The sequence below is a fragment of the Sphingomonas lutea genome (genome assembly GCF_014396785.1).
Classification (GTDB): domain Bacteria; phylum Pseudomonadota; class Alphaproteobacteria; order Sphingomonadales; family Sphingomonadaceae; genus Sphingomicrobium; species Sphingomicrobium luteum.
In genome coordinates, this window is record NZ_CP060718.1 from 1370596 (window position 1) to 1393969 (window position 23374).

Annotated in this window: 26 protein-coding genes, 1 other RNA gene and 1 pseudogene; 14 read left to right on the top strand and 14 right to left on the bottom strand. The window is 65.2% G+C overall.

Translation table 11 applies throughout. The features are described from left to right. The first annotated feature begins 28 nt into the window (after positions 1-28). From H9L13_RS07095 to H9L13_RS07110, 4 genes are read left to right on the top strand one after another with little or no spacing between them, the layout of a single operon-like run. A complete protein-coding gene (locus H9L13_RS07095) occupies positions 29-1351 on the top strand; it encodes a dicarboxylate/amino acid:cation symporter (protein WP_235090740.1) in 1323 nt (440 codons plus the stop codon). Continuing rightward, a complete protein-coding gene (locus tag H9L13_RS07100; RefSeq protein WP_187537084.1) occupies positions 1348-2148 on the top strand; it encodes a TIGR01459 family HAD-type hydrolase in 801 nt (266 codons plus the stop codon). Before H9L13_RS07095 ends, H9L13_RS07100 begins: the two co-directional genes overlap by 4 nt. After that, complete coding sequence (locus H9L13_RS07105; RefSeq protein WP_187537085.1) at positions 2145-3104, top strand: phospholipase D-like domain-containing protein; 960 nt, start codon at positions 2145-2147, stop codon at positions 3102-3104. The genes H9L13_RS07100 and H9L13_RS07105 overlap by 4 nt, the downstream gene beginning before the upstream one ends. Continuing rightward, positions 3101-4222: a glycosyltransferase family 4 protein gene (locus H9L13_RS07110; RefSeq protein WP_187537086.1), complete on the top strand. Its 1122-nt coding sequence runs from the start codon at positions 3101-3103 to the stop codon at positions 4220-4222. The genes H9L13_RS07105 and H9L13_RS07110 overlap by 4 nt, the downstream gene beginning before the upstream one ends. Here the strand turns inward: H9L13_RS07110 and H9L13_RS07115 are convergent. The 5 genes from H9L13_RS07115 to H9L13_RS07135 form a co-directional block, all read right to left on the bottom strand. Beyond that, positions 4219-5577: a lipopolysaccharide biosynthesis protein gene (locus tag H9L13_RS07115; protein WP_187537087.1), complete on the bottom strand. Its 1359-nt coding sequence runs from the start codon at positions 5575-5577 to the stop codon at positions 4219-4221. The genes H9L13_RS07110 and H9L13_RS07115 overlap by 4 nt on opposite strands. Positions 5578-5719: 142 nt before the next feature. Next, positions 5720-7744, bottom strand: a complete 2025-nt coding sequence (locus H9L13_RS07120) for an elongation factor G (protein WP_187537088.1) — start codon at positions 7742-7744, stop codon at positions 5720-5722. A gap of 144 nt (positions 7745-7888) precedes the next feature. Continuing rightward, entirely contained in the window at positions 7889-8719 is an 831-nt protein-coding gene (locus H9L13_RS07125) for an alpha/beta hydrolase (RefSeq protein WP_187537089.1), read from the bottom strand. A gap of 49 nt (positions 8720-8768) precedes the next feature. Further along, on the bottom strand, positions 8769-9677 hold the full coding sequence (gene rpoH / locus H9L13_RS07130) for an RNA polymerase sigma factor RpoH (RefSeq protein WP_187537090.1): 909 nt from the start codon (positions 9675-9677) through the stop codon (positions 8769-8771). A 70-nt stretch (positions 9678-9747) separates the two neighbouring features. After that, positions 9748-10602, bottom strand: a complete 855-nt coding sequence (locus H9L13_RS07135) for an RluA family pseudouridine synthase (protein WP_187537091.1) — start codon at positions 10600-10602, stop codon at positions 9748-9750. Positions 10603-10882: 280 nt separating this feature from the next. On the opposite strand from H9L13_RS07135, the pseudogene H9L13_RS07140 reads away from it, so the two are divergent. From H9L13_RS07140 to H9L13_RS07180, 9 genes and pseudogenes are all read left to right on the top strand, one after another. Then, positions 10883-11403, top strand: a pseudogene (locus H9L13_RS07140) (histidine phosphotransferase family protein). A gap of 75 nt (positions 11404-11478) precedes the next feature. Continuing rightward, a complete protein-coding gene (locus H9L13_RS07145; RefSeq protein ID WP_187537092.1) occupies positions 11479-13812 on the top strand; it encodes a chemotaxis protein CheA in 2334 nt (777 codons plus the stop codon). Then, positions 13809-14249: a chemotaxis protein CheW gene (locus tag H9L13_RS07150; protein ID WP_187537093.1), complete on the top strand. Its 441-nt coding sequence runs from the start codon at positions 13809-13811 to the stop codon at positions 14247-14249. Before H9L13_RS07145 ends, H9L13_RS07150 begins: the two co-directional genes overlap by 4 nt. A gap of 58 nt (positions 14250-14307) precedes the next feature. Next, a complete protein-coding gene (locus H9L13_RS07155) occupies positions 14308-14673 on the top strand; it encodes a response regulator (protein WP_187537094.1) in 366 nt (121 codons plus the stop codon). Between the two features lie 82 nt (positions 14674-14755). After that, complete coding sequence (gene cheB, locus H9L13_RS07160) at positions 14756-15787, top strand: chemotaxis-specific protein-glutamate methyltransferase CheB (protein ID WP_187537095.1); 1032 nt, start codon at positions 14756-14758, stop codon at positions 15785-15787. Beyond that, complete coding sequence (locus tag H9L13_RS07165; protein ID WP_187537096.1) at positions 15778-16650, top strand: CheR family methyltransferase; 873 nt, start codon at positions 15778-15780, stop codon at positions 16648-16650. The genes cheB and H9L13_RS07165 overlap by 10 nt, the downstream gene beginning before the upstream one ends. A gap of 32 nt (positions 16651-16682) precedes the next feature. Next, on the top strand, positions 16683-17363 hold the full coding sequence (locus tag H9L13_RS07170) for an N-acetylmuramoyl-L-alanine amidase (protein WP_187537097.1): 681 nt from the start codon (positions 16683-16685) through the stop codon (positions 17361-17363). A gap of 37 nt (positions 17364-17400) precedes the next feature. Next, an RNA gene (rnpB, locus tag H9L13_RS07175) (RNase P RNA component class A) lies at positions 17401-17825 on the top strand. Between the two features lie 137 nt (positions 17826-17962). Further along, positions 17963-18499, top strand: coding sequence for a J domain-containing protein (locus H9L13_RS07180; RefSeq protein WP_187537098.1), 537 nt, complete (start codon positions 17963-17965; stop codon positions 18497-18499). Here the strand turns inward: H9L13_RS07180 and H9L13_RS07185 are convergent. From H9L13_RS07185 to pspA, 8 genes are all read right to left on the bottom strand, one after another. Continuing rightward, positions 18496-18912 carry a SufE family protein gene (locus tag H9L13_RS07185; RefSeq protein WP_187537099.1) on the bottom strand — a complete coding sequence of 139 codons (417 nt, stop codon included), beginning with the start codon at positions 18910-18912 and terminating at the stop codon, positions 18496-18498. The genes H9L13_RS07180 and H9L13_RS07185 overlap by 4 nt on opposite strands. A 109-nt stretch (positions 18913-19021) precedes the next feature. Continuing rightward, positions 19022-19264, bottom strand: coding sequence for a hypothetical protein (locus H9L13_RS07190; protein ID WP_187537100.1), 243 nt, complete (start codon positions 19262-19264; stop codon positions 19022-19024). Continuing rightward, positions 19261-19548, bottom strand: a complete 288-nt coding sequence (locus H9L13_RS07195; RefSeq protein WP_235090747.1) for a hypothetical protein — start codon at positions 19546-19548, stop codon at positions 19261-19263. The genes H9L13_RS07190 and H9L13_RS07195 overlap by 4 nt, the downstream gene beginning before the upstream one ends. Continuing rightward, positions 19545-19889 carry a CD20-like domain-containing protein gene (locus H9L13_RS07200; RefSeq protein WP_235090749.1) on the bottom strand — a complete coding sequence of 115 codons (345 nt, stop codon included), beginning with the start codon at positions 19887-19889 and terminating at the stop codon, positions 19545-19547. Before H9L13_RS07200 ends, H9L13_RS07195 begins: the two co-directional genes overlap by 4 nt. 11 nt (positions 19890-19900) lie before the next feature. Then, positions 19901-20188, bottom strand: coding sequence for a hypothetical protein (locus H9L13_RS07205; protein ID WP_187540222.1), 288 nt, complete (start codon positions 20186-20188; stop codon positions 19901-19903). Between the two features lie 36 nt (positions 20189-20224). Then, on the bottom strand, positions 20225-20554 hold the full coding sequence (locus H9L13_RS07210) for a PspC domain-containing protein (protein WP_235091306.1): 330 nt from the start codon (positions 20552-20554) through the stop codon (positions 20225-20227). Between the two features lie 79 nt (positions 20555-20633). Further along, positions 20634-20927 (bottom strand): envelope stress response membrane protein PspB, encoded by a 294-nt coding sequence (pspB, locus tag H9L13_RS07215; RefSeq protein WP_187537102.1) that lies wholly within the window; start codon positions 20925-20927, stop codon positions 20634-20636. Positions 20928-20933: 6 nt separating this feature from the next. Further along, the gene (pspA, locus tag H9L13_RS07220) at positions 20934-21602 is read right to left on the bottom strand and encodes a phage shock protein PspA (protein ID WP_187537103.1); all 669 of its coding nucleotides are present in this window, start codon (positions 21600-21602) and stop codon (positions 20934-20936) included. A gap of 166 nt (positions 21603-21768) precedes the next feature. Between pspA and pspF the strand changes: the two genes are divergently transcribed. Next, positions 21769-22815, top strand: coding sequence for a phage shock protein operon transcriptional activator (pspF, locus tag H9L13_RS07225; protein WP_187540224.1), 1047 nt, complete (start codon positions 21769-21771; stop codon positions 22813-22815). Here the strand turns inward: pspF and H9L13_RS07230 are convergent. Continuing rightward, a complete protein-coding gene (locus H9L13_RS07230; protein WP_187540227.1) occupies positions 22812-23372 on the bottom strand; it encodes a urate hydroxylase PuuD in 561 nt (186 codons plus the stop codon). The two genes, pspF and H9L13_RS07230, sit on opposite strands and share 4 nt — an antisense overlap. Between the last annotated feature and the right edge of the window lie 2 nt (positions 23373-23374).

Here is a 23374-nt window from a genome sequence, read left to right on the forward strand (position 1 = left end):
GCCAGAGCCCGAGAACAGGGGAGTAAGCATGGCGGAAACGGTGAAGAAGCGCGGGCTGGAACTGCAGTGGCAGATGCTGATCGGCTTCCTGGTCGGCCTGACTCTCGGCCTCATTGCCTATAGCGTGCAGCGCGACGCCGCGTGGGTCGAATTCGTTACCACCTACATCACCACGCCGATCGGCCAGATCTTCCTGCGCCTGATCTTCATGCTCGTCATCCCCTTGCTCTTCTCGGCGCTGGTCGTCGGCATCTCGGAGATGGGCGAAGTCCGCTCGCTCAAGCGCGTCGGCCTGCGCACGCTTGCCTATACCGTGATCGTGTCCTCGATTGCGGTCGCGGTCAGCCTGGCGGCGGTCAACATCTTCCAGCCGGGCGCCGGCGTCGACCGCGCCGCCGCATCCCAGATGCTCGAGGAGTCCGCCGGCCGCGCCGGAGAGATCGTCAAGGCGGGCGCGGAGCAGCCGTCGGGCGTCGATGCCTTCGTCAACATCATCCCCAACAACCTCGTCGAAGTGATGGGCAGCAACAGCGCCATCCTGTCGGTGATGTTCTTCGCTCTCTTCTTCGGCATCGGGCTGATGCTGACCAACACGCCCAATTCGCGCGCGCTGCAGCGCGGCTTCGAAGGGCTGTTCGACGTGTCGATGCGGCTCATTCTGCTGGTCATCAAGCTCGCGCCGATCGCGGTTGCCTGCTTCATGTTCAACCTTGCCGCCTTGTTCGGCTGGGACCTGCTGATCCGCTTGTCGGCCTACGTCGGGGTCGTCCTGCTGGCGCTCGCGATCCAGATGTTCATCGTCTTCCCCACGCTGCTTGCGACCCTGGGCAAGAAGAACCCGCTGCAATTCTTCCGCCAGACGCAGGAGGCCAGCCTGATGGCCTTTTCGACCGCATCGTCGAACGCGACGCTGCCGACCGCGCTGCGCGTGGCCGAAAACAATCTCGGCATCCCGCGCCGCATCGCGCGCTTCGTCCTGACCATCGGCGCCACCGCCAACCAGAACGGCACCGCGATGTTCGAAGGTGTGACGGTGCTGTTCCTCGCCCAATTCTTCGGCGTCGAATTGTCGCTCGGCCAGCAATTGATGGTGATGCTGGTGTGCATCCTTGGCGGGATCGGCACGGCGGGCGTGCCCGCGGGCTCGCTGCCGGTGGTCGCACTGATCCTCGCCATGGTCGGGATCGATCCGCAGGCGATCGCCATCGTGCTCGGGGTCGACCGCTTCCTCGACATGTGCCGCACTACGCTCAACGTCGTCGGCGACCTCGTCGCGGCGCAGGTGATTTCAGCGCGCGAGCCGGAGCGCGAGGCGGTCCAGCCGGCGGAAACGGCGGCGCAGACGGGGTGAGCTTTCTCGACGCGCTGCCCGAGCGCTATCGCCTGATCCTGTGCGATGTGTGGGGCGTGATTCATGACGGTCGGCGGCTCTATCCGGGCGCCGCGGAACGGTTGCGGCAATGGCAGGCGCAGGGGCGCTGCGTGATCCTGGTGACCAACGCCCCGCGCCCCGCCGACGCGGTCGAGTCCTATCTGGAGCGCGTCGGCATGGCGGACCGCGCGTGGGACGCGGTTGCGTCGAGCGGGGAGGCGGGGATTACCGCACTCGAGAAGCTTGGCCGTCCGGTTGGCTTTGTCGGCACGGGTATGGATCGGGAGATTCTCGAAGCGCGCGGGATCGCGGTCGACGAGAGCGGGGTCGCCGATCACGTCGTGTGCACCGGCTTTGCCGACAAGCAGGAGCGGGTGGAGGATTATGGGGACGATCTCCGCGCGATGGAGCGGCGCGGCGCGACGTTGCATTGCCTCAACCCCGACCGGGTAGTGGTTTATGGCGGCGCGCTTTACCCCTGCGCCGGGGCGCTTGCCGATGCCTATGAGGCGATCGGCGGGACGGTGCGCTGGTACGGCAAGCCCTATCCGGCGATCTACCAATATGCGCTGGCGCAAGGCGGCGAGCCCGCGCCCGGCGAGGTGCTGGCGATCGGTGACAGCATCCAGACCGACATGGCGGGTGCGCACGCGATGGGGTTCGACACCGTCTTCGTCCGCGGCGGGATCCATGCCGAAGACGACATTGCCGCACTCGCCGCCGAACATGGGCTTAGTGACTGGACGCCGGTCGCAATCGTGGATTCGATCGGATGAAGGCGTATTTCGGCGGCCCGGACTTGCCGGCGCGCGCACTCCGCGACCTGCTCCAGGCGCGCGTCGAGGGCGTGCCTGCTGGGGGGACCATCGACTGGATGACCTATTATTTCCGCGACGAGGCGCTCGCCGATGCGCTGGTCGCGGCGAAGCGGCGCGGCGTTCGCGTCCTGGTGCGCCTGGAAGGCAAGCCACGCCATCGCGGCGCCAACGACGCGGTGATCGCCCGGCTGCGTGCGGGGATCGGCGAGGGGCTGAAGGTTGAAACGCGGCTGTTCGGCGCCTCGCATCTTCACACCAAGCTCTACGCCTTCGGCGGCGACCGCCCGCACGTGCTGGTCGGATCGTTCAACCCGTCGGGCAACGATCCCGAAGATGTGGCGATCATCGCTGACATCGGCGACCAGGATCGGGGTCATAATCTACTGGTCGAGATCGACGAGCCCGCGCAGGTGCAGGCGCTGCTGACCCATGTGCGCGACGGAACGCATCTCGACGGGCCAAACGCCTTCTCCTTTCCGCGCGGGATTGCCAGTCCGCTCGACCGCCGGATCGCGGCGCTGGGCCGGGGAGCGCACCTGCGCATTGCCGCGTCGCATCTGCGCGATGCGGGCGTCGCGCGGCAACTCAAGCGGCTCGCCGCAAAGGGCGCGCGAGTCGAAGTGCTGACCCACCACACGCGGCGGCGAACGCCCGACCGGCTGATCGCGCAACTTCGCAGGGGGAGCGTGCACAGCTTGCGCTACCACCATCCGGAAGAGCTGCCGATGCACGCCAAATTCATCCTCGCCGAGGATGGAGCGCGGCGCTGGAGCGCGTTCGGAAGCTACAACCTGACCCGCACCTCGCGATGGCTGAACCAGGAGGTGCTGATCTTTTCCGACGATGCCGCGCTGTGGGGGCAGCTCGATGCGCGCTGGGCGTCGATCCTGGCCGAGCCGTGGGTCGCGCCGTGAACATCGTCATGATCGACAGCCATGCCGAGATCGAGCGCGGCGGGGCGATCCAGTGCGCGCGGCTCGCCGCGACGCTGGCCGAGCGCGGGCACGAAGTGACCTGCGTGTTCGACAGTGCGGCGCGCGCCTCGGGCAAAGTATCGCCCGAATGGGCACGGATGGAGCGAGCCGGAGTGACCGTCCTGCGCCGGCCGCTCAAGAGCCTTGCTGCGATGCGCCGCTTCCGTCGCGAGCTCGACGAAATCGGCCCCGACATCGTCCACACGCACAAGAATGGCGCGCTCTATTTCCTCGCCGGCGCGACGCGGAATCGACGCCGCTTCGGCTGGGTCGCCAATCGCGGCACCGAATATTCGCTGCTGCGCGAGCCGCCGGCCTGGGCGATCCATCGCTTCTGGGTCGACCGCATGATCCCCGTCGCCGATGCGGTGAAGGCGCAGTTGATCCGCGACGGCATCCCCGAGGCGCGGCTGCGCACGATCTACGGCAGTTTCGATGTCGGGCGGTTCGATCCGGCGACATCGGGCGCAAGCCTGCGGTCCGACTGGGGGGTGGCCGAGGGTGTGCCGCTGATCGGCATGGCCGCTTCGTTCAAGAGCCGGAAGAAAGGGCAGAGCGACTTCCTCAAGGCCGCCGCACAGGTGCTCACGCACATTCCCGACGCCGTCTTCGTCCTTGCCGGTGACGGACCGTCGGAGCGCTGGCAGAGACAGGCGCGCGACCTTGGCATTGCGCAGAACGTCCGCTTCCCCGGCTTCGTCACCGACATGCCCGCGGCGTTGGCCGCAATGGACGTCGCGGTATGCGCCTCAACCCGAGGGGAGGGGCTGACGGGCTCGGTCCGCGAAGCGCTGGCGATGGCGCGGCCGGTGGTGTCGACCGACGTCGCGGGCAATGGCGAACTCGTGCGCGATGGCGAAACCGGGCGTCTCGTCCCGCCGCGCGACCCCGCGGCGCTCGCCGCTGCGATTACGCAGCTTCTGAGCGACGGCGAGGCGGCGGCGGACATGGGCGCGGCGGGCCGCGAGCTGGTGCTGCAGTTGTGCACCGACGCTTATCGCGCCGCGCGCGTCGAGGAATTGTATCGCGATCTGCTGGCCGAACGCGCCTCGCGCTAGTCGAGGTTCGGCGCCTCGCTCTGCCGGAGTTTCCCGGTGTCCGCGGCGACGGTCGCCGGCTTGCGCACCCGCCGATATTCCGAGCGCAGCTGCAACATCAGCGTGATCACCGTCACGGCATAGCCGATGACGAACGCGACCGCGGCGCCGATCACGCCGAGCTGCCAAGCGAACGGCGCGACGATCAGGAAGAAGGTCCCGGTGCCGATCAGTCGCGCCTTCAGCGGCGCATCGGCGCGGTCGAGCGCGTAGAGCATCGGCGCGAGCGGGAAACTGAACACGCCCATTAGCGGCACCAGCAGCAACACCATCAGCACCGAATAGGCGCCGACGAACTCCTCGCCGAACAGCAAACGGACGAGAGTCTTGCCCCCGACGAGCAGTATGAGGATCGCGATGATGGCGACCGCGCCGGCGAGCGCGGTGCTGCGCAGCATCAGTTTCCACGGACGCTTGGTGGTCAAATCCATGCGCATGATTTCGGGGTAAAAGGCTTTTGCGAGCTGGTCGGCCGGGCGCTGCGCGCTGTCGGCCAGCGCCGATCCGACGCGAAAGAGGGCGGCGCCCGCGGGCCCGAGCAGGCCGCCGACGACCAGGCGCGCGATCGGGCTCCACGCGGCCATCACGCTCGCGGTCAGATTGACGTTGATCGCGAAGCGCCACGCGCCGGGAAGCGCGGTCGGCTTGAGTGTCGGGCGAATGCCCTCGAGCAGGCCGCGTCGGCGCAATTCGCGCCAGCCGAGGAACCACAGGAACAGGAGCCCGAACAGCTCGGTCACGTACCAGATGATCACATAGGTCGCGAACGGCGCCTTGGTCAGGAAGGCGCCGGTGGTGAGGATCGCGCGGGCAATCGGCGCCGCGGTCGTCTGCCAGCTGATGAGGTCGAACCGGTCGAGCGAGCGGAGCACGCCCGTCGGCGTCGCCCCGGCCATGAGGGGCAGCAGCGTGCAATAGAGCATCGCCAGCCACAAATGCTGTTGCTCGATCCCGAACCAGCCGCCGATCAGCGGCAGGAGCAGGACCGCGACGAGCATCCCGCCGATGCCGCTGATCACGTCGAGCGCGAAGGCGAAGCCGGTCGAGGTCTTGAAGTCGTCCGAGCGCCCCTCGTTGAGCGCAAGGCCACCGTAGCGCACGATCAACTGCCAGGACTCGAATTTGCTGAGCCCGCTGACGGCCTTGGCGTAGCTCGTGATGAGCACCAACGTGCCGAACAGCATCAGCCCAAGCCCGCGCCCGGTCATCGCCAGCGTGGCGATCGAGGCGACCGCCGCGACCGCCTTGGAAATGCCAAGATAGCTGCTGTTCTTGAGCAGCGAGCGCAGGTGCTGGTCTTTGAACCAATGCTTCACGACAGGTTGGTTAGGGCCAGATCGGCCGTCCGCCAACATTCGTTCGTCCTGAGCGAAGTCGAAGGGCGCAGCATCGGCGCCCGAGCCGGACTACGTGCCTGCGGCACTCCGCTCAGGACGAACGGATCCGATCGCTGCCGATCTAAGCCGGCTCGGCAACCCTCTGCGTCACCTTCTCCGCCAACGGGCCGTTGAGCTCGGCAAGGTGGTCGAACTCGGCCTCGTAGGTCGCCAGCCCCTGGCTCTGAGAGCGCAGTTCCGCTTCCAGCCCGGCAAGCTCTGCCTCTGGGATCATTGCCTCGATCCGGTCCCATCCGGCCCAGCCGTCGCGCGGGCCGAGGCCGAGCATCTGGCCGCGGCGTCCGGCGATGGCCGAGGTAATCCGGCTCGTCGCACTCGATGGCGAGACGACGATCAGCTTGTGCATCGGTTCGAGCAAATGCGGCTGCGCGGCGCCGAGGGCTTCCTGCATCGCCAGCCGGCCCGCGAGGCGGAAGGCGAGTTCGCTGCTGTCGACGCTATGATAGCTGCCGTCGACCAAAGTCACCGCGCAATCGACGACTTCGAAGCCGAGCGGGCCCTTGCGCATCGCTTCGCGCACGCCTTCCTCGACCGCCGGGATCCATTGCTTGGGCACCGATCCGCCGTGAATTTTCTCCTCGAACTGGAAGCCTTCGCCGCGGCCGAGCGGGCGGATCTCGATGATCACGTCGCCGAACTGGCCGTGGCCGCCCGACTGCTTCTTGTGGCGGCCGTGCTGGCGCACCGGCTTGCGGATCGATTCGCGATAACCAATTGCCGGTGGATGGCTCTTCACCTCGACCCCGTAGCGGCGCTTGAGGCGGGCCAGGACGGTATTGAGATGTTCGTCATTGACCCCGCGCAGGCGCATTTCGTGCGCGGCATCGTCATGTTCGACGATTAGCCCCGAATCCTCTTCGGCAAGGCGCTGAAGCGCGCCGGACATCTTGACGTCATCCTTGCGATCGGCGGGCTCAATCGCGACTGCGCAATTGCGCGCCGGAAACTCGACGTCGACCGCCGGCGGCAGAGCGCCGGTGCCAAGCCACTGGCCGACTTTGACATTGTCGATCTTGGCCACGGCGACAACGTCCCCGGCACGGCCTTCATTCGTCTTTTGCGTCTTTTCGCCCTGGACCTTGAACAAGGATCCGATGCGCGCATAGCTGCCGTCGTCGGCCTTGGCGTCGGATCCTTCGGTGATGCGGCCACCCAGCACGCGCGCCATCGCCAGCCGGCCGATTGCGCCGTGGACCACCTTGAAGACATACATTGCCGGATCGCTCACGCCGAGGCGCGCGGCGGCGGCCTGCGCGGTGGGCGCTTCGTGGCGAAGTGCCTTGAGCAAGCGGCGCACGCCCCACGAGCTTACGGCCGAGCCGAACAGCACCGGCACGCCAAGGCTCTCGCCGGTTTCGCGTGCGAGGTCGTGCAGGATGCGCTCCTGGCTCGGCGTTTCGTCCATCAGCAATTGTTCGAGCAATTCGTCGTCATGGTCGGCGAGCTGTTCCAGCATGTGAGTGCGCGCCTCGACCTCGCGGTCCTGCAGCTCGGCGGGGATTTCGATCCGCTCCGATTCCTGGCCGGCGCGATATTTGAATGCACGCTCGAGTGCGAGGTCGACGAAGCCGTTGACCTTCTCGCCATCCCGGATCGGGATTTGCCGCGCGATCAAGGGCGAAACGCTCATCGGCTGAAGTGCGGAGAGAAGGTCGCGGATGCGGCCATGCGCCTGGTCGATGCGGTTGACGAAGACGATGTGCGGAATGCCAAGCTCGTCGAGCGCGCGCAGGGCCGGGGCGGCGAGGGGCGCGCGCGCCGGGTCGGGATCGACCACAACGATCGCTACATCGGCCATTGCCAACGCGCGCGCGCCATCGGCGGCGAAACCGACCGAGCCGGGGCAATCGAGAATGGCGAAGTCATCGCCGAGATATTTGAAATTGTAGAGGTTGAGCTCGGTCGATCCGCCGCGCTGGCGGCTTTCGGGGCTCGAATCGCCGATGCTGGAGCCGTTGGCGGTCGATCCCAGGCGGTCGGTGGTGCCGGCGGCGAAGAGCATCGCCTCGGCCAGGCTGGTCTTTCCCGCGCCGGCGGGTCCCACCAGCGCGATCACTCGGTTACCTTTGGTGGATTCTCCAGCCATGCGACTCTCCCTCCGTCCGTTTCCGGGCGCGCGAGTCGCAGGCGAAAGGCGCTCGGGCGCCGATGTGAGGATTTCACCGTCCGCCTGTTTGGCGCGCTTGGCAAGAGGGTTCGTTACGGGGGCGTCGCGCGTAGGGTCAGACGCCTAGTTCGTGAGGAAGAGCTGGCGCATCGCTGCGCGATAGGCGTTCGCGGCATCGGCCGAGTGCGTCCCGCCGGGGATGTCGATTCGCGTCAGCTTCCACGGCGTCCGCCGCGCATTCCAGTGGCTGAACCATTCGCCGGCCTTGATGCGCCGATCCGGATATTCCTCTGTCCCGACCGCGACGAGCAGCTGGAGGTCGGGGCGGGTTGCCGCCGGCGCCGCACCGAAGAAGATGTCCTCGCCCGGGGTCCAGGACGGATTGCTGGCAATGCGCGCCCAGAACAGGTCGGGCTGTTTGAACGCCGAATAGAGGATCAGGGCGCCGGCGCGCGACTGGCCGAACAGGATGCGTTTCGCCGGATCAGCGCGGTAGCGGCCCTCGACCTGCGGGATCAGCTCGCGCTCGAGGAAATTGTGGAAGTCGGCGATCCGCGATTCCCCCGGCTTCACGTCCGGTCCTAAAGGCATGAAGTCGATGTGCCGTCGATTGATCGGCTTGTCGAACGACCCGTAGGCGATGCCGACCACGATCACCTCGGGCATCTTGTCGTCGATCGTCAGGAAGATGTGGTTGCCACCGACGACCGGGAACAGCGAGTCACCGTCGAGCAGATAGACGATCGGATAGCGCCGGGCCGGGTGCGCGGCATAGTCCTGCGGCAAGCGGACATAGATGTGGTAATCGTGACCGGCCTCGCGCGAGCGGAACGGAAAATAGTCACCCCGGAGCGCCGGCAGATGGTCGAGCGGAGTGACGGCCGCGCGCGGCGGAGCAGGGGTCGCGCAACCCGCCAGCAACGCCGCTGCGAAGACGCCAAGGATGATCCGCATCCGTCCTCCGAGCGCTGAACTTACGCCGGAGGATTGCCCGCGCAATCCCTTACGCCGCCGGCAGTAGCCTGCGCTCGCCCGCGAGCCGCAGCAGGCCCGCCTGCAGCTTTTCGAACGCGCGTACTTCGATCTGGCGGATGCGTTCGCGGCTCACGCCATAGACCTGGCTCAGCTCTTCAAGCGTCTTCGGCTCGTCGGCCAGGCGCCGTTCCATCAAGATATGCCGCTCGCGGTCGTTCAGATTCTCGAGGGCATTCATCAGCAGATCATGGCGGACCTTCGCTTCTTCGTCTTCCGCGATCAGCTCGTCTTGCAGCGGGCCGTGGTCGACCAGGAAATCCTGCCACTGCGCTTCGCCGCCCTCGTCGCCCTTCAGCGGGGCATTGAGGCTGGTGTCGCCGCCCATGCCCATGCGGCGGTTCATCGAAATGACCTCGTCCTCGGTCACGCCAAGGTCGGTGGCGATCTTGGTCACCGCTTCGGGCTTGAGGTCGCCTTCCTCGAACGCGTCGATCTGGTTCTTCATCCGCCGCAGGTTGAAGAACAACTTTTTCTGCGCGGCTGTGGTGCCCATCTTCACCAGGCTCCAGCTGCGCAGGATGAATTCCTGGATCGACGCGCGGATCCACCACATCGCATAGGTCGCGAGGCGAAAGCCGCGGTCGGGCTCGAACTTCTTCACGCCCTGCATCAGCCCGATATTGCCTTCACTGATCAGCTCGCTGACCGGCAAGCCGTAGCCGCGGTAGCCCATGGCGATCTTTGCCACGAGCCGCAGGTGCGAATTGACCAGCTTGGCGGCCGCGTCGGTGTCCCCATGCTCGCGCCAGCGCTTGGCGAGCATATATTCTTCCTCGGGCGAGAGGATCGGGAATTTCTTGATCTCGGAGAGATAGCGGTTGAGTCCGGCCTCCCCACCGGACGCGGGGAGCGAGACGATATTCTTGCCCTGTGCCATATTGTCTTCGTCTTCCTCCCTTGGCGGGCGGGCCGGCAGAACCGGGGCCGCGCCCTTAGCTTGTTAACACTTATACACCAAGCGCCTTGAACAGTTCCTGCATGTCGCTTGGCATAGGGGACGAAAACGACAGTTTACGCTTCGTCACCGGATGAATGAATCCAAGCTCCGCAGCATGCAGCGCCTGGCGAGAAAATTGCAGATCATTCAATATCTTGCGGTGGTCTTTTCCGGCGCGGCCATAAACAGGGTCGCCCAGCAAAGGATGGCCGATCGAAGCCATGTGCACGCGTACCTGATGCGTCCGCCCGGTTTCCAGACGGCATTCGACCAACGCGGCGTTCCTGAGCAACGAAAGGCGGGTCCAGTGCGTGACTGCGCGCTTGCCCCGCCCATCGGCGACGATCGCGATCTTCTTGCGGTCGGCCGAAGAGCGCGCGAGCGGGGCATCGATCGTGCCGTCCTTTGCCCTGGGCACGCCGTTGACGATCGCCAGATAGCGGCGGTCGATCGAATGCGCCGCGAATTGCCGCGCGAGACCTTCATGCGCAACGTCGGTCTTGGCGACAACGAGCAGCCCTGATGTGTCCTTGTCGATGCGATGGACGATTCCGGGCCGCGCGACCCCGCCGATTCCCGACAGGCTCCCTCCGCAATGGTGGAGCAATGCATTGACCAGGGTCCCGTCGCGATTGCCCGCAGCCGGATGGACAACGAGGCCCGCGGGCTTGTCGACGACGAGCAGATGCTCGTCCTCGAAAGTCACCCGCAGCGGGATGTCCTGAGCCTCATTATGCGCCGGCTCGGGCTCGGGCACGGTCAGCGAGAAGACCTCGTCGCCGCGCACCTTGCTTGCCGGATCGCGGATCGCGCCACCACTTAGCGCGCCGCTGCGAACCAGCGCCTTCAGCCGCTCGCGCGACATGGTCGGGACAGCAGCCGCGAGCGCGCGGTCCAGACGCCAGCCGGCGTGTGCCGGCTGCAGCCGGATGTCGATCGTATGATGGCCCCCATGCCCGGCCGATATGGGTCGGAAAGGTGCGGGTTCAATCCTTGCGCAATGTTAAACTCTGACGCACTAGGCGGCGATGAACGCGGTCGATCTCGCCAGCCTGCTTTGTTCGCGGCTTTGTCATGATCTGATGTCGCCGGTCGGCGCCCTCAACAACGGCATCGAACTGCTCTCTGATGAGCAGGATCCGGACATGCGCGAAAAATGTCTCGAGCTGCTCGCCGACAGCGCGCGCGCCTCGGCCAGCAAGTTGAAATTCTTCCGCCTCGCCTTCGGTGCTGCGGGTGGTTTCGGCGACGATGTCGACACGCGCGAAGCGCATGCTGCGCTGGAGGGCGTGTTCGGGCCTGAACGACGGATCGAGCTGGGCTGGCTGGTCGAGGGCGACAAGCTGCCCAAGGGCGCGGTGAAGCTGCTGCTCAATCTCGCGCTGCTTGGCGGGGATGCGCTGGTGCGCGGCGGCCGGCTCGATGTCGGGGCGGAGCGGCGCGACGGCGCGATCGAATTGGTCGTGCGGGGGAAGGGCCGCGCATCCTGCTCGATCCCGCATTGCGCGAAACATTGGCCAAGGGCGCTTCGTCCGGAACGGTCGAGCCGCGCGCCGCGGGCGCCTGGCTCGCGCACAGCCTCGCCGCGGAAGCAGGCGGTTCAATCCGGCTGTCCGATCCCGAAAGCGAAGTGCTGATGATCGGGGCGACGTTGCCGCAAGCCTGAAGCGGCGCACGACTAACGGCGCATTAACTCCTCCCCGGCATAAGCGGGCGACACGCCGGGGGAAGTCACGCACCGATGGACGATCTGATCGCCGATTTCGTCGCCGAATGCCGCGAAATGCTCGAGGCCCTGGGCGGGGAGATCGTGGCTTGGGAAGCGCAGCCCGGCGACCGTGCCCGGCTCGACAGCATCTTCCGCTTTGTCCACACGGTGAAGGGCAATTGCGGCTTCTTCGAATTCCCGCGGCTCGAGGCGCTCAGCCATGCCGCCGAGGATGCGCTTGCCGATGTCCGCGCCGGCCGCCGCCAGGCCGATGGCGCGCTGGTCAGCGCGGTTCTCGCAGTGATCGACCGCATCGGCGAAATGGTCGCCGCCATCGAAGTGGGCGAGGACATGCCCGCAGGTGATGACAGCGCCTTGATCGAGGCATTGGAGCCCGGCGCCGAAGTCGTTGTGGCTCCCGTCGCAGCCGTGCCCGCCGACGGGCAGAAAGCCCCCGCCGCGCCGCGCACCATCCGCCTGTCCGTCGAGCTTCTCGATCGCGTGATGAGCACCGTGTCCGACATGGTGCTGGCGCGCAACGAACTCGCTCGCCGGTTGCGCGAGGCGCCCAACGACGTGTCGGTCGACGGCGCCTTCGAGCGGTTGAGCGCGATCATTGCCGACATGCGCGACGCGATCACCCGCACACGCATGCAGCGTATCGAAAACCTGTTTGTCGGGCTTCCGCGCATGGTCCGCGATCTCAGTGCGGAGCTCGGCAAGCAGGTGCTGGTCGATATCGAAGGCGGCGACGTCGAGCTCGATCGGGAAATGATCGAGATGATTCGCGATCCGCTGACCCACATCATCCGCAACGCGGTCGACCATGGCATCGAAACGCCGGCCGACCGTTTGAAAGCGGGTAAGCGTGAGATCGGCCTGCTCGCCGTGTCGGCGCGCCAGTCGGGGAACCAGATCCTGATCGACATCCAGGACGACGGCCGCGGCATCGATGGCAAGAAACTGGTCGAAAAGGCGATCGCGGCCGGGACAGTCGACAAGGCGGCCGCCGCGCTCTTCTCGCCGCGAGAGCAGCTAGCGCTGGTCTTCGAAGCGGGCTTGTCGACCGCCAAGGCAGTGACATCGATTTCCGGCCGCGGCGTGGGCATGGACGTTGTCCGCTCGAACGTCGAGCGGATCGGCGGCATCGTCGAGGTCGACAGCACGCCGGGGCAGGGGACGCGCATGACCCTGCGCGTTCCGCTGACCTTGACCATCATTCCCGCGCTGACCGTATCGATCGATGGCCAGCATTTCGCCATTCCGCGCTCGGCGATCGATGAGATCGTCCGCGCCAACGGCGAATCGGTCACGCTCGAGCATGTCGGCGGTGCCGGCATCGCCACCATCCGCGGCCGCCGTGTGCCCGAAGTGTCGCTGGCCGACATCCTCGGGCTCCACAGCGACGTGCCCGCCGAGGAGCGCACTTTGATCGTCCTTCGTCCCGCCGGCGGAGATGTCTATGCCCTCGCCGTCGACCGCATCCACGATCACGAGGAGCTGGTGGTCAAGCCCGCCGCGCCTGCAGTGATGGCGACCGGCATTTACGCCGGCACGACACTCGCCGATGACGGTAGCCCGATCCTGCTGTTTGATCCGGCTGGCCTCGCCGAAGTCGGCGGCGTTCGCCTCGAAGCGCAGGAACGCACGGCGCGCATTGCCGAGGCCTCGGAAAGCGCGGAAGCCGCGGCGCAATCCGTTCTCTTGTTTCACGGTCTCGACGGCGCTCGCCGAGCTTTGCGCCTCGCGGTCGTCGACCGGATCGAGGAAGTTCCGGCAAGCGCGGTCAGGCAGGCGGCGGGACAATTGCGGGTCCAACTTGGCGATTCAATTCTTCCCCTTGCCGGGGCCACGAACATGGACTTCGCCGACGGCAAGGTGCGCCTGTTCCGCCTCAACGATGGCGTTCACGAAGTCGGCTACGCCTTTGCCGACGTGATCGATTTTGCGGCGATCGACAATGACGTCATCCATGCCGGACGTGAAGGCGAGGTCAGCGGGGTTTCGCTAATCAACGGCGAGCCCGCCGAATTGCTCGACGCGCATTGGCTGTTCGCCAATCATGTCGGCGCCGCCGCGCGGCCGGCCGAACCCCTGGTCTGCCGCCTGCCGGGCGATGACCCGTGGATGCAGAACATGCTCCGGCCAATGGTCGAGGCGGCTGGCTATCGCGTCGTCGGCGAGCAGGACGATGTCGCCGCCGATCTCGTCATTGCCGCCCAAGGCGCAAACGCGCCGGCCGATGGCACACGTACGATCTGGCTGCGCGGCGAACCCGAAGCTTCGGGCAAAAAGGACGAGAGCATTTATCGTTACGACCGCGCCGGTCTGCTGATGGCACTCAAATCCGCAGGAGGCGCAAAATGAGCGAGCTGTTGCTGGTCGTAACCATCGGTGGCGAGCGCGTTGCTATGTCCGCCGCGGCCGTCGAATCAGTGGTCGAGCTCGATGCGCTGACGCCGGTGCCGCGCGCGGCACCGCATGTCGCCGGCCTGTCCGCATTGCGCAGCCGAGTGCTGACGGTGATCGATTGCATGCGCTCACTCGAACTGGGTGAAACCGATTGCTCGGACGGCATCCGCGAAGCTGCGGTGGTCGAGCTGGATTCGCACCATTACGCCTTGATCGTCGACCTGGTCGAAGACGTCGTCGAGGCCTTGTCGGAGCCGGTCCCAGTGCGCGCGTCGATGGCCGCAGGCTGGGCGCGCGCTTCGAAGGGAATGATAGAAACCGAGCAGGGGCCGCTGCTCCTGGTCGACGTCGGCGCGCTGATCGCAGGCGCCGAGACCAAGGCTGCCGCTTAAGGTCTTCGTTACCCTTGCCGATTACAGCCGTGGTCCAGGGTTTGTGGGAAGTCGAACCATGAAGAGTTGCTTGATCGTCGATGACTCGAAAGTGATCCGCAAAGTGGCGCGGCACATTCTCGAGACGCTCGAGTTCGAAGTCGAAGAAGCCGGTGACGGACAGGAAGCGCTGTCACGGTGCGAATCCAAGATGCCGGACGTTGTCCTGCTCGATTGGAACATGCCGGTGATGAGCGGCATGGAGTTTCTGAAGCTGCTTCGGCAGCGCGGTCACAGCGACCAGCCAAAGGTGGTCTTCTGCACCACCGAAAACGACATGGTGCACATCCGCGCGGCGCTGGAAGCGGGCGCGGACGAATATGTGATGAAGCCGTTCGACCGCGAAACGCTCCACATCAAGCTGCAGCTCGTCGGCGTCGCCTGAGCCGCTGATCGTGGAGCGGGCGCTCGCCAGATCGCGGGACCGCTTTCCGGAGCCCAAACGCGCACACCGCCGCATCCGGCTGATGATCGTCGATGATTCGATGGTCGCCCGGGCCGTGCTGTCGCGAATGATCGAAAGCGATCCGGCGTTCGAAATCGCCGCCGTTGCCGCCACCGCTGAGGACGCGATCGACGCATTGCGTGCGATCCGCGTCGACATCGTCCTGCTCGATCTCGAAATGCCCGGCGCCGGCGGGCTCAAGTCCCTACCGGGAATTATCCGCGCTGCCGCTGGCGCCAAGGTGATGATCGTTTCCTCGCTTGCCGAGGAAGGCGCCGAGCAGACCGTCGCAGCGCTTGCGCTGGGCGCTGCGGACACCTTGCCCAAGCCAGGCACGGGCCGCTTCAACGGGCGCTTCTCCGAAGTCTTGCTTGGCAAGCTGCGCGCGCTCGGCTTTGCGGGCGGCGTGACGGTTGCGGTGCCGGCGTCGATAGGGATCACCGCGCCGCTGCGCGCCATGCCGTCGGATCCGATCGACCTGCTGGCGATCGGCGCGTCGACCGGGGGCATCCACGCGCTGGGCGCGCTATTCCAGGCTTTGCCGCGTCGCATCGGCGTCCCGATCCTCGTTACGCAGCATCTTCCCGTCGCCTTCATGAACGTGTTCGCGCGTCAGCTTGGCGCCGCCGCGGGCCGTGAGGCAATCGTTGCCGAGGATGGGATGGCGCTTGTACGCGACCGGATCCTGCTTGCGCCGGGCGATGCGCACCTCACGGTCGAAGCATCGCGCGACGGACCCGTGGTTCACCTGGTCGAAGGCCGCAGCGCAAGCGGTTGCATGCCTTCGGTCGATCCGATGTTTGCGTCCGCCGCCACGGTCTTCGGACGCGGTGCGCTCGGCGTGGTGCTTACCGGCATGGGCCGCGACGGAGTCGATGGCGCGGCGCGTCTGGTTGCATGCGGCGGCGGCGTCATCACGCAGGACGAAGCCAGTTGCGCCGTCTGGGGCATGCCGCGCGCGGTGCTCGAAGCTGGGCTCGCCTGCGCCGTGCTGCCGCCCGACAAGATCGCGCGCCGCATTGCCGGTAGGACCGGGGATTCGGCGTGCAAATAAGCGATAGTTCGAGCCGCATTCTCGCCGGCCTTCTGGAGGCGCGGACGGGCCAGCAATTGACGATGAGCCGCCGCTGGCGGATCGAGACCGCGCTGTCGGGCCTGCTCCGCGAACGCGGCATTGCTACGCTTGACGAGCTCATCACCATCCTCGTCATGGGCAAGGAGCCGAGCTTGTCGCAGCGTGTCGTCGAAGCCCTGCTCAACAACGAAACCTACTTCTTCCGCGACCGCGCGCCGTTCGACCTACTCGCGCGGCATGCGCTGCCCGAGCTTGCGCAGCGCCGCGCCGATAGCCGCCGAATCCGCATCTGGTCGGCGGGCTGCTCGACCGGACAGGAAGTCTATTCGCTTGCGATGCTGTTCGCCGATGAACCGGAGACGTGGCGCGGCTGGACGGTCGACATCCTTGGCAGCGACGTTTCCACCGCTTGCGTCGATCGCGCGCGGAGCGGCACGTACAGTCAGTTCGAAGTTCAGCGCGGGCTCGGCATCAACCAGATGATCAAATGGTTCGAAGAATGCCCCGACGGCTGGCGCGCGGCCGAAGCCTTGCGCAAGCCGATCAGATTCCAGGTGCACAATTTGCTCGAGCCGCCGCCGCACCCGGGGGGCTTCGATATCGTGCTGTGCCGCAACGTCCTGCTCTATCTCAGCGCCGACAAGAAAGCGCTGGCGTTCGAACGGCTGGCGTCGGCAATGGCGCCCGACGGCTGGCTGATGCTGGGCGCGGGGGAAACGGTGATCGGCCAGACCAACAAGCTTGGCGCCGACATCAAGGCGCGCGGGCTGTACCGCCTGACCGGCGGCGACATCCAGACCGAAAAGCGCGGCGGTCCCGATCGCCGAGTTGCGAGGGCTTGACCCAAGCGCGGTTGCTGTGCGCCTTATCGCGCATGAATTTCGTCGATTGCCCATCGCCCAATTGCGACGAGCGCCAGCTGCCGGTCTCGATGATCGTACTGCACTACACCGGTATGCCCGATTGCAAGGGCGCGCTCGACCGCATGACCTCCCCTGAAGCAAAGGTCTCGGCGCATTATTGCGTGGACGAGGATGGGACCGTCTATCACCTCGTCGATGAGGCGCGGCGGGCGTGGCACGCCGGCCGATCGCACTGGCGCGGCGTGACCGACATCAACTCGGCCAGCGTCGGGATAGAAATCGTCAATCCGGGACATGAGTTCGGCTACCGTCCCTTTCCCGATGAGCAGATTGCGGCGCTGATCCCGCTCGTCGCCGACATCAAGGAACGGCACGGCATCGGGCGCGGCAACGTCGTCGGCCATTCCGACATCGCGCCCGCGCGCAAGGAAGACCCGGGGGAGCTGTTCCCATGGGAGGCGTTGGCCAAGCGGCGCCTGGCGCTGCCCAGCCCGACCCGTGACCTCATCGATCCTTATTGGACCGACGCCGGCTTCCTCCTCGCGCTCGAACGTTTCGGCTATGACGTGACCGACCCGCAAAAGGCGGTGATCGCCTTCCAGCGCCGCTTCCGCCCGGACATGATCGACGGCATCATCGACGGCGAGTGCCGCGCCAAACTGCTCGCGCTCCTGCTGCCGCGTCCGCAGTGACTGTGCAGCGCGGCTGACTTCGCTTATATTGCCCGTGCCAGAGGGCCGGGCGATCGCTGGCCTGCGCTGACGCTGCGGTTGACTTGAACATGGACTTGTCAATCGAGCCTTTGCGCAGGGGAGAGGAAAGTCCGGGCACCATGGGACTGCGGTGCCGGGTAACACCCGGCGGTCCGCGCGCAAGCGGGGATCAGGGACAGTGCCACAGAAAGCATTCCGCCCGCCTTCGGACGGGTCAGGTCGAAAGGGTGCGGTAAGAGCGCACCGCGGGACTGGAAACAGGACCGGCACGGTAAACCCCACCGGGTGCAAGACCGAATAGGGGCGGCATATGGGCCTGGTCCTGGCCCGTCGCCCGGGTTGGTCGCTTGAGGGGCAGGGCAACCTGTCCCCTAGAGGAATGATCGCCCATCCGTCCTTCGGGCCGGTGGACAGAACCCGGCTTACAGGCCCTCTGGCAACTTTTCCTACTCGAAGATGCAAAGCAGAAAGTGAAGGCACGAAGGGCACACGCCCGCCTTCGTGACTTTCCTTCATTCTCGTGCCTTCGCTTGAAATCGTACATTTGAAAGCCAGCTCGCGCTGGCTAGTGGGAGGCAATGGCAAAGCAGAGCAGATCGAACGACTGGGGCTTTCCCCGCTGGCGCTCCTACGGGAAGTCGCGCGAAGCCGCGCGCGTGCGCCTGTGCGATCGCGAGGGCTGTGGCGAGATCGGCGACCGGCCCGCGCCCAAGGCGCCCAACAGCCCGGAACGCTGGTACTTCTGCCTCAACCACGCCGCTGAGTACAATAAAGGCTGGAATTACTTCGCCGGCCTCAGTCCCGAGGAAGCGGCGAAGCGCGCCGCGGAGGAAGAACAGGACGCGTCCGCTTACAAGCAGTCGGCGCAGTGGAAATGGGCTGGCCCGGGCGACGGCAGCCGCAGCCGTGACGAAATGCGCGCGCTCGACGCGCTGGAGCTCGACAGCGACGCGGACTTCACCGCGATCAAGGCCGCGCACCGCCGCCTAGTGAAGGAAACGCACCCCGACGCGACGCCGGGGGACGAAGTGGCGGCCAAGCGCTTCAAGGAAATTCAGGCCGCCTACGATGTGCTGAAAAAGGCCGAGGAGCGGAAGGAAGGGAAAGCGGTCTAGGCGGCGTCAGCGTAACGCTGCGCGGTTTCGCGGATCAGCGCGATCATGTTGGGGATGCCCTGCGTGCGGTTGGCGCTGAGGTGCTTGCCCAGCTCGAACGGCGCGAGTTCCGCCTTGAGGTCCAACTGGGCGACCTCCGCGGCCGGACGATCCTGCACTGCAGACAGGATCAGCGCGACGATGCCTTTGGTGATCGCGGCATTGCTATCGGCAAGGAAATGGAGCTTGCCGCCTTCCACCATCGGATAGACCCAGACCGAAGCCGAGCAGCCGCGCACCTTGCTTGCGTCGGTCTTGAGCGCGTCGGGCATCGGCTCGAGCTGTTTGCCAAGGTCGATCAGCAAGCGATAGCGATCCTCGCCGTCAAGCAGGTCGAATTCGTCGTAAATGTCGTCGAGCGGGGGAAGGGCCACGCCGCGGCCCTTAGAGCCGAATCCCGGTCATTGCGAGGGTCGAAAGACGAAGCAATCCAGCTCCGGAAGAACGTGGATTGCTTCGCTCCGCTCGCGATGACGGCGGCATTTACCGGTCGCGCAAATCCTCGATTTCGCGCGAAAGGCTGTTTTCTTTTTCGACGGTGATGCGCTCGAGCACCTTTAGGCGCTCCTTCAGTTCCTTGACCTCGTCGCGAAGGCGCAAATTCTCCGACCGCTCCTGCGGGTCGATCTGATCGTTGCCGCGTCGGTTGTGGCCGTATTTGGCGCGCAGCACGGACGCAATCATCACCGCAACCACGATGATCGCGACCATCTCAAAGGGGTTCATTTCACTTTCTCTCCGCTTTCGATCCGAGGGCGATCGCGCAGTGCTTCGATCTGTGCTGCCGTCTGCGCGCCGCCGTCGGTGACGATCTGCTCAAGCACGCGCAGGCGCTGCTCGAGTTCCCCTGTGCGAGAGGCATATTGGGCGGCTTTCTCGGCCGCAAGCCGAGCATCGACATCCAGCTTGCGGGTCCGATAGCGGAAGTAGGAAACGGCGACGACCATCAGCAGCAGGACGGGAAGTCCGACGACGATGAAGGCAATCAGCGCCTCGCCGGGGCCCATCATGCGCGTCCGCCCTCGTCGATCGTGAGCGCGTCGATCTCGCGCGCCAGCGCATTGGGCTGGTCGGTGACGATGCGTTCGATGTTCTGCAGGCGATCTTTGACCGATCCGATTTCGGCGCGGAGCTGCGCATTTTCATTGGTCAGCAACTTGATGCGTTCCGCCGCTTCGCGATCCGTCTTCGGATGGATCGGCGTCCCCCAACTCGATTCCAGAGGGTATCCGTTCTTGATTCGCAGCCAGGTCGTGAACATCCAACCGCCGACGCTCACCACCACGATCGCTAGGACGATCGGCAGATTGGCACTAACAAACTCGAAAACTGCCTGTGTTTCAGGATCCATTGCATTTTCCTTTAGCGAAGGCTGTCGATATCTTCGGACAATCGCTTGGCCGGATCGGTGGCGATCCGCTCAAGAACCCTAAGGCGAGCTTCCAACCGATTGACGGTCGCGCGCAGCTGGCTGTTTTCTTCTTTCAGCGCCGCGGTGACTTTTTCGTCGCCCTTTATCGGGTGCACCGCCCTGCCGCAGTCATCGGTGAGCGGATACCCGTGCTTGGCACGGATCGCCGTAGTTATGATCCAAGCAATCATGCTCATCGCGATGATCGCCAGGACGAAGCCGGGCCCTCCGAAATTCATGTCCATCGTTCCCCGTTCGATTTTTCCAAGACAAGGTTAGCGCAATTGCTCGATCTCTTTGGCGAGCGAGCGGTTTTCGGTGGTCACATAGCTTTCGATGTCGGCCAGGCGCCGATCGATGTCGCGCATGCGCGAGCGGATGTCCTTGGCCGTGCGGGTCGGTGACGCGCGCACGCCCTGCCAAAACTGGCGGTCCTCGCGGTTCTCATAATCCAGCGCGCTCGGCTTGGTCGGCGTGACGAAGCCGGCGATGAAGTAGAAAGGCAGAACCGAACCGCCGCTCATGAACACCGTGGCGATAAAGCAGACGCGAACCAGATTGACGTCGAACCCGGTATAGTCCGCGATGCCCGCGCACACGCCCATGATCTTGCCGTTGCGCTTGTCGCGGTAGAAGCGCGTTCGGCTCGCCGGCTGCTCGGTCAGATAGCCCCGATCGTCGCGATTATCGTACACGCTCATTCTCCTCAGGCAGCAGGCGGTGAGGCTCGCGGCCCGGCAGGCATTGCTGCCGCCAATTGGGATTCTCCGCCGTCATGATCCGCTCGATCGTGCACAGCCGGTCGTCGAGCCGCCGCGCCGCGTCATGCAGCTGGTCGAGCAATTGCTCATCGCTGTCGGTCAGCGTCTTCGCCTGCTTCCACTTCGTCATATAGTGGAAGATCAGCCACGGCAGGCCGATGAACAGCGTGATGATGGCCAGGCCGCCCATCATCATTCCCATGATCTCTTCTTCCATTGCCCCTTACTTTCCCTTGGCCTTGATCGCGGCCTTCATCGCTTCCAGCTCCGCATCGACCGCCTCGGCGGCCTTCAGCTCGGCAATTTCTTCCTCCAGGCTCTTCGGCCCCGTCATGCCCAGCGCATCGGCGCGCCCCTCAGCAAAGTCGGCGCGGCGCTCGAGCACTTCGAAGCGCGAGAACGCATCTTCGGTGCGGCTGCCGTTGAGCAGCTCACTGGCCCTGGCGCGCGTGACGGCGCTTTCGAAGCGTGCGGCGATCGCATTCTGGCGAGCGCGCGCTTCGCGCAGCTTGTTCTGCAGCTTGCCGATATCGCCCTCATAACCCTTCAGTGTCGCTTCGATCTGGCCGATTTCGCTACGCAGGCCCTCCGCCATGTCGGCGGCCTTCTGCCGCTCGATCAGCGCTGCCTTTGCCAGGTCTTCGCGATCTTTCGACAGCGCCAGCTCGGCCTTTTCGGTCCAGCTTTTCTGCAATTCGTCGAGGCGGGTGAGCGCGCGGCGCATCTCCTTCCCGTCGGCGATGCAGCGTGCGGCCGAGGCGCGCACTTCGACCAAGGTCTCTTCCATTTCCAGGATGACCATCCGGATCATCTTCGCAGGATCTTCCGAGCGGTCGAGAAGCTCGGTAATGTTCGCTGCGAAAATGTCCCGCGATCGCGAGAAAATTCCCATTCAGCACTCCATGTTCAAAATCAGGGCCCTAAACTTACGGCTCACCATTCAAGCCCTGTGCCAGTTCCACAAAAACCACACACAATCGTGAGAATCGCCATTTTGTCGGCGAAACGAGATGGAAAATCCTTGCCAAATGGTGGGATTCGCCACCAACAAACGGCACATGGAGCGGGCGGAACAATTCATCGGGCAAAGCCTTGCGTTTCTCGACGCGGTTGAGCGGACCAGCCGCGCCGCGCCTCTCAATCGCCCTGTCCTGGTGATCGGTGAGCGCGGCACTGGCAAGGAGCTGATCGCCGAGCGCCTGCATCACTTGTCCTCGCGCTGGGCGGGGCCGCTGATCGTAATGAACTGTGCGGCGCTGCCGGAAAATCTGATCGAGGCCGAATTGTTTGGCCACGAGGCGGGCAGTTTCACCGGTGCCGCCAAGACTCGCCACGGCCGCTTCGAGGAGGCCGACGGCGGCACGTTGTTCCTCGATGAACTTGGCACTCTGTCCATGCCGGCACAGGACCGGCTGCTACGCGCGACGGAATATGGCGAGATCACGCGCATTGGCGCCTCGAAACCGATCTCGGTCGACGTTCGGATCGTTGCTGCGACCAATGAAAACCTTCCTTCGCAGGTGGAGAAGGGCAAGTTCCGCGCCGACCTGCTCGACCGATTGTCGTTCGAGGTCATCACCTTGCCGCCGCTGCGGGCGCGCGAAGGCGACGTGCCCGTCTTGGCCGAGCATTTCGGGCGCCGCATGTCGTCAGAGCTCGAATGGTCGAACTGGCCCGGGTTTTCGCCGCGCGCGATCGCGGCGATGGAAAGCTATCATTGGCCGGGCAACGTCCGGGAATTGCGCAACGTCGCCGAGCGCGCCGTTTACCGCCACGAGGACCCCGAACGCCCGGTGGAAGAGATCATGTTCGACCCCTTTCATTCGCCGTGGGCACCGTCGGCTGGCGTCTCACCGGCAAGTCGGCCTGTCGCCCCGCCAGCTGAAGCTGATGCCGCAGTGACAGCGGACGCGCCGGCGCCGACGATGCCGTCGACCACGACCAGCGATTTCCGCGCCGCCGTCGCCGAATATGAGCGAACGCTCCTTGTAGATGCCCTCAACCGCAACCGCTTCAACCAGCGCGCCACTGCGGCGGCGCTCGGCTTAAGCTACGATCAGCTTCGCCACGCGCTGAAGCGCCACAAGCTGCAAGACGCGAGCTAGTAGCGGAACGCCGTCATTGCGTAGAGCATCGGGATCGACAGCATGGTGTTGACCCGCGACGTGATCATCGCCGTCCGAGCCGACGCTGCCTTGGTCGCGTCATCCGCTTCGACCAGCCCGAGCGCGCGTTTCTGGTTGGGCCAGATGATGAACCACACGTTGAACGCCATGATCAGCGCCAGCCACATGCCCGTGCCGATCAGCTGGTAGCTTTGCTGCAAGGTCAGCGCTTCGACCAAATAGCCTTGCACATAGGCCAGCAGCGCGCCCGTAAGCACGGTCAGCGCCGCGCCCCAGCGGAAGAAGAACAGAGCGTTGGGCGCGATATATTTGGACACGCCGGGCTTCAGCTCCGCCGGCACGGTCGGCATCGTCGGAATCTGCACGAAGTTGAAGTAATAGAGCAGGCCGATCCACATGATGCCGAAGAAGACGTGGAGCCACTGCAGCAGGGCCGACGCGTTGATCTCGTCGACGTGGAAAATTGCCATGAGGCCGATCGCCAGCGCGATCCCGATCCCGATGACGAGGTGAAGATTTTCGAACAGCTTGCCCATCA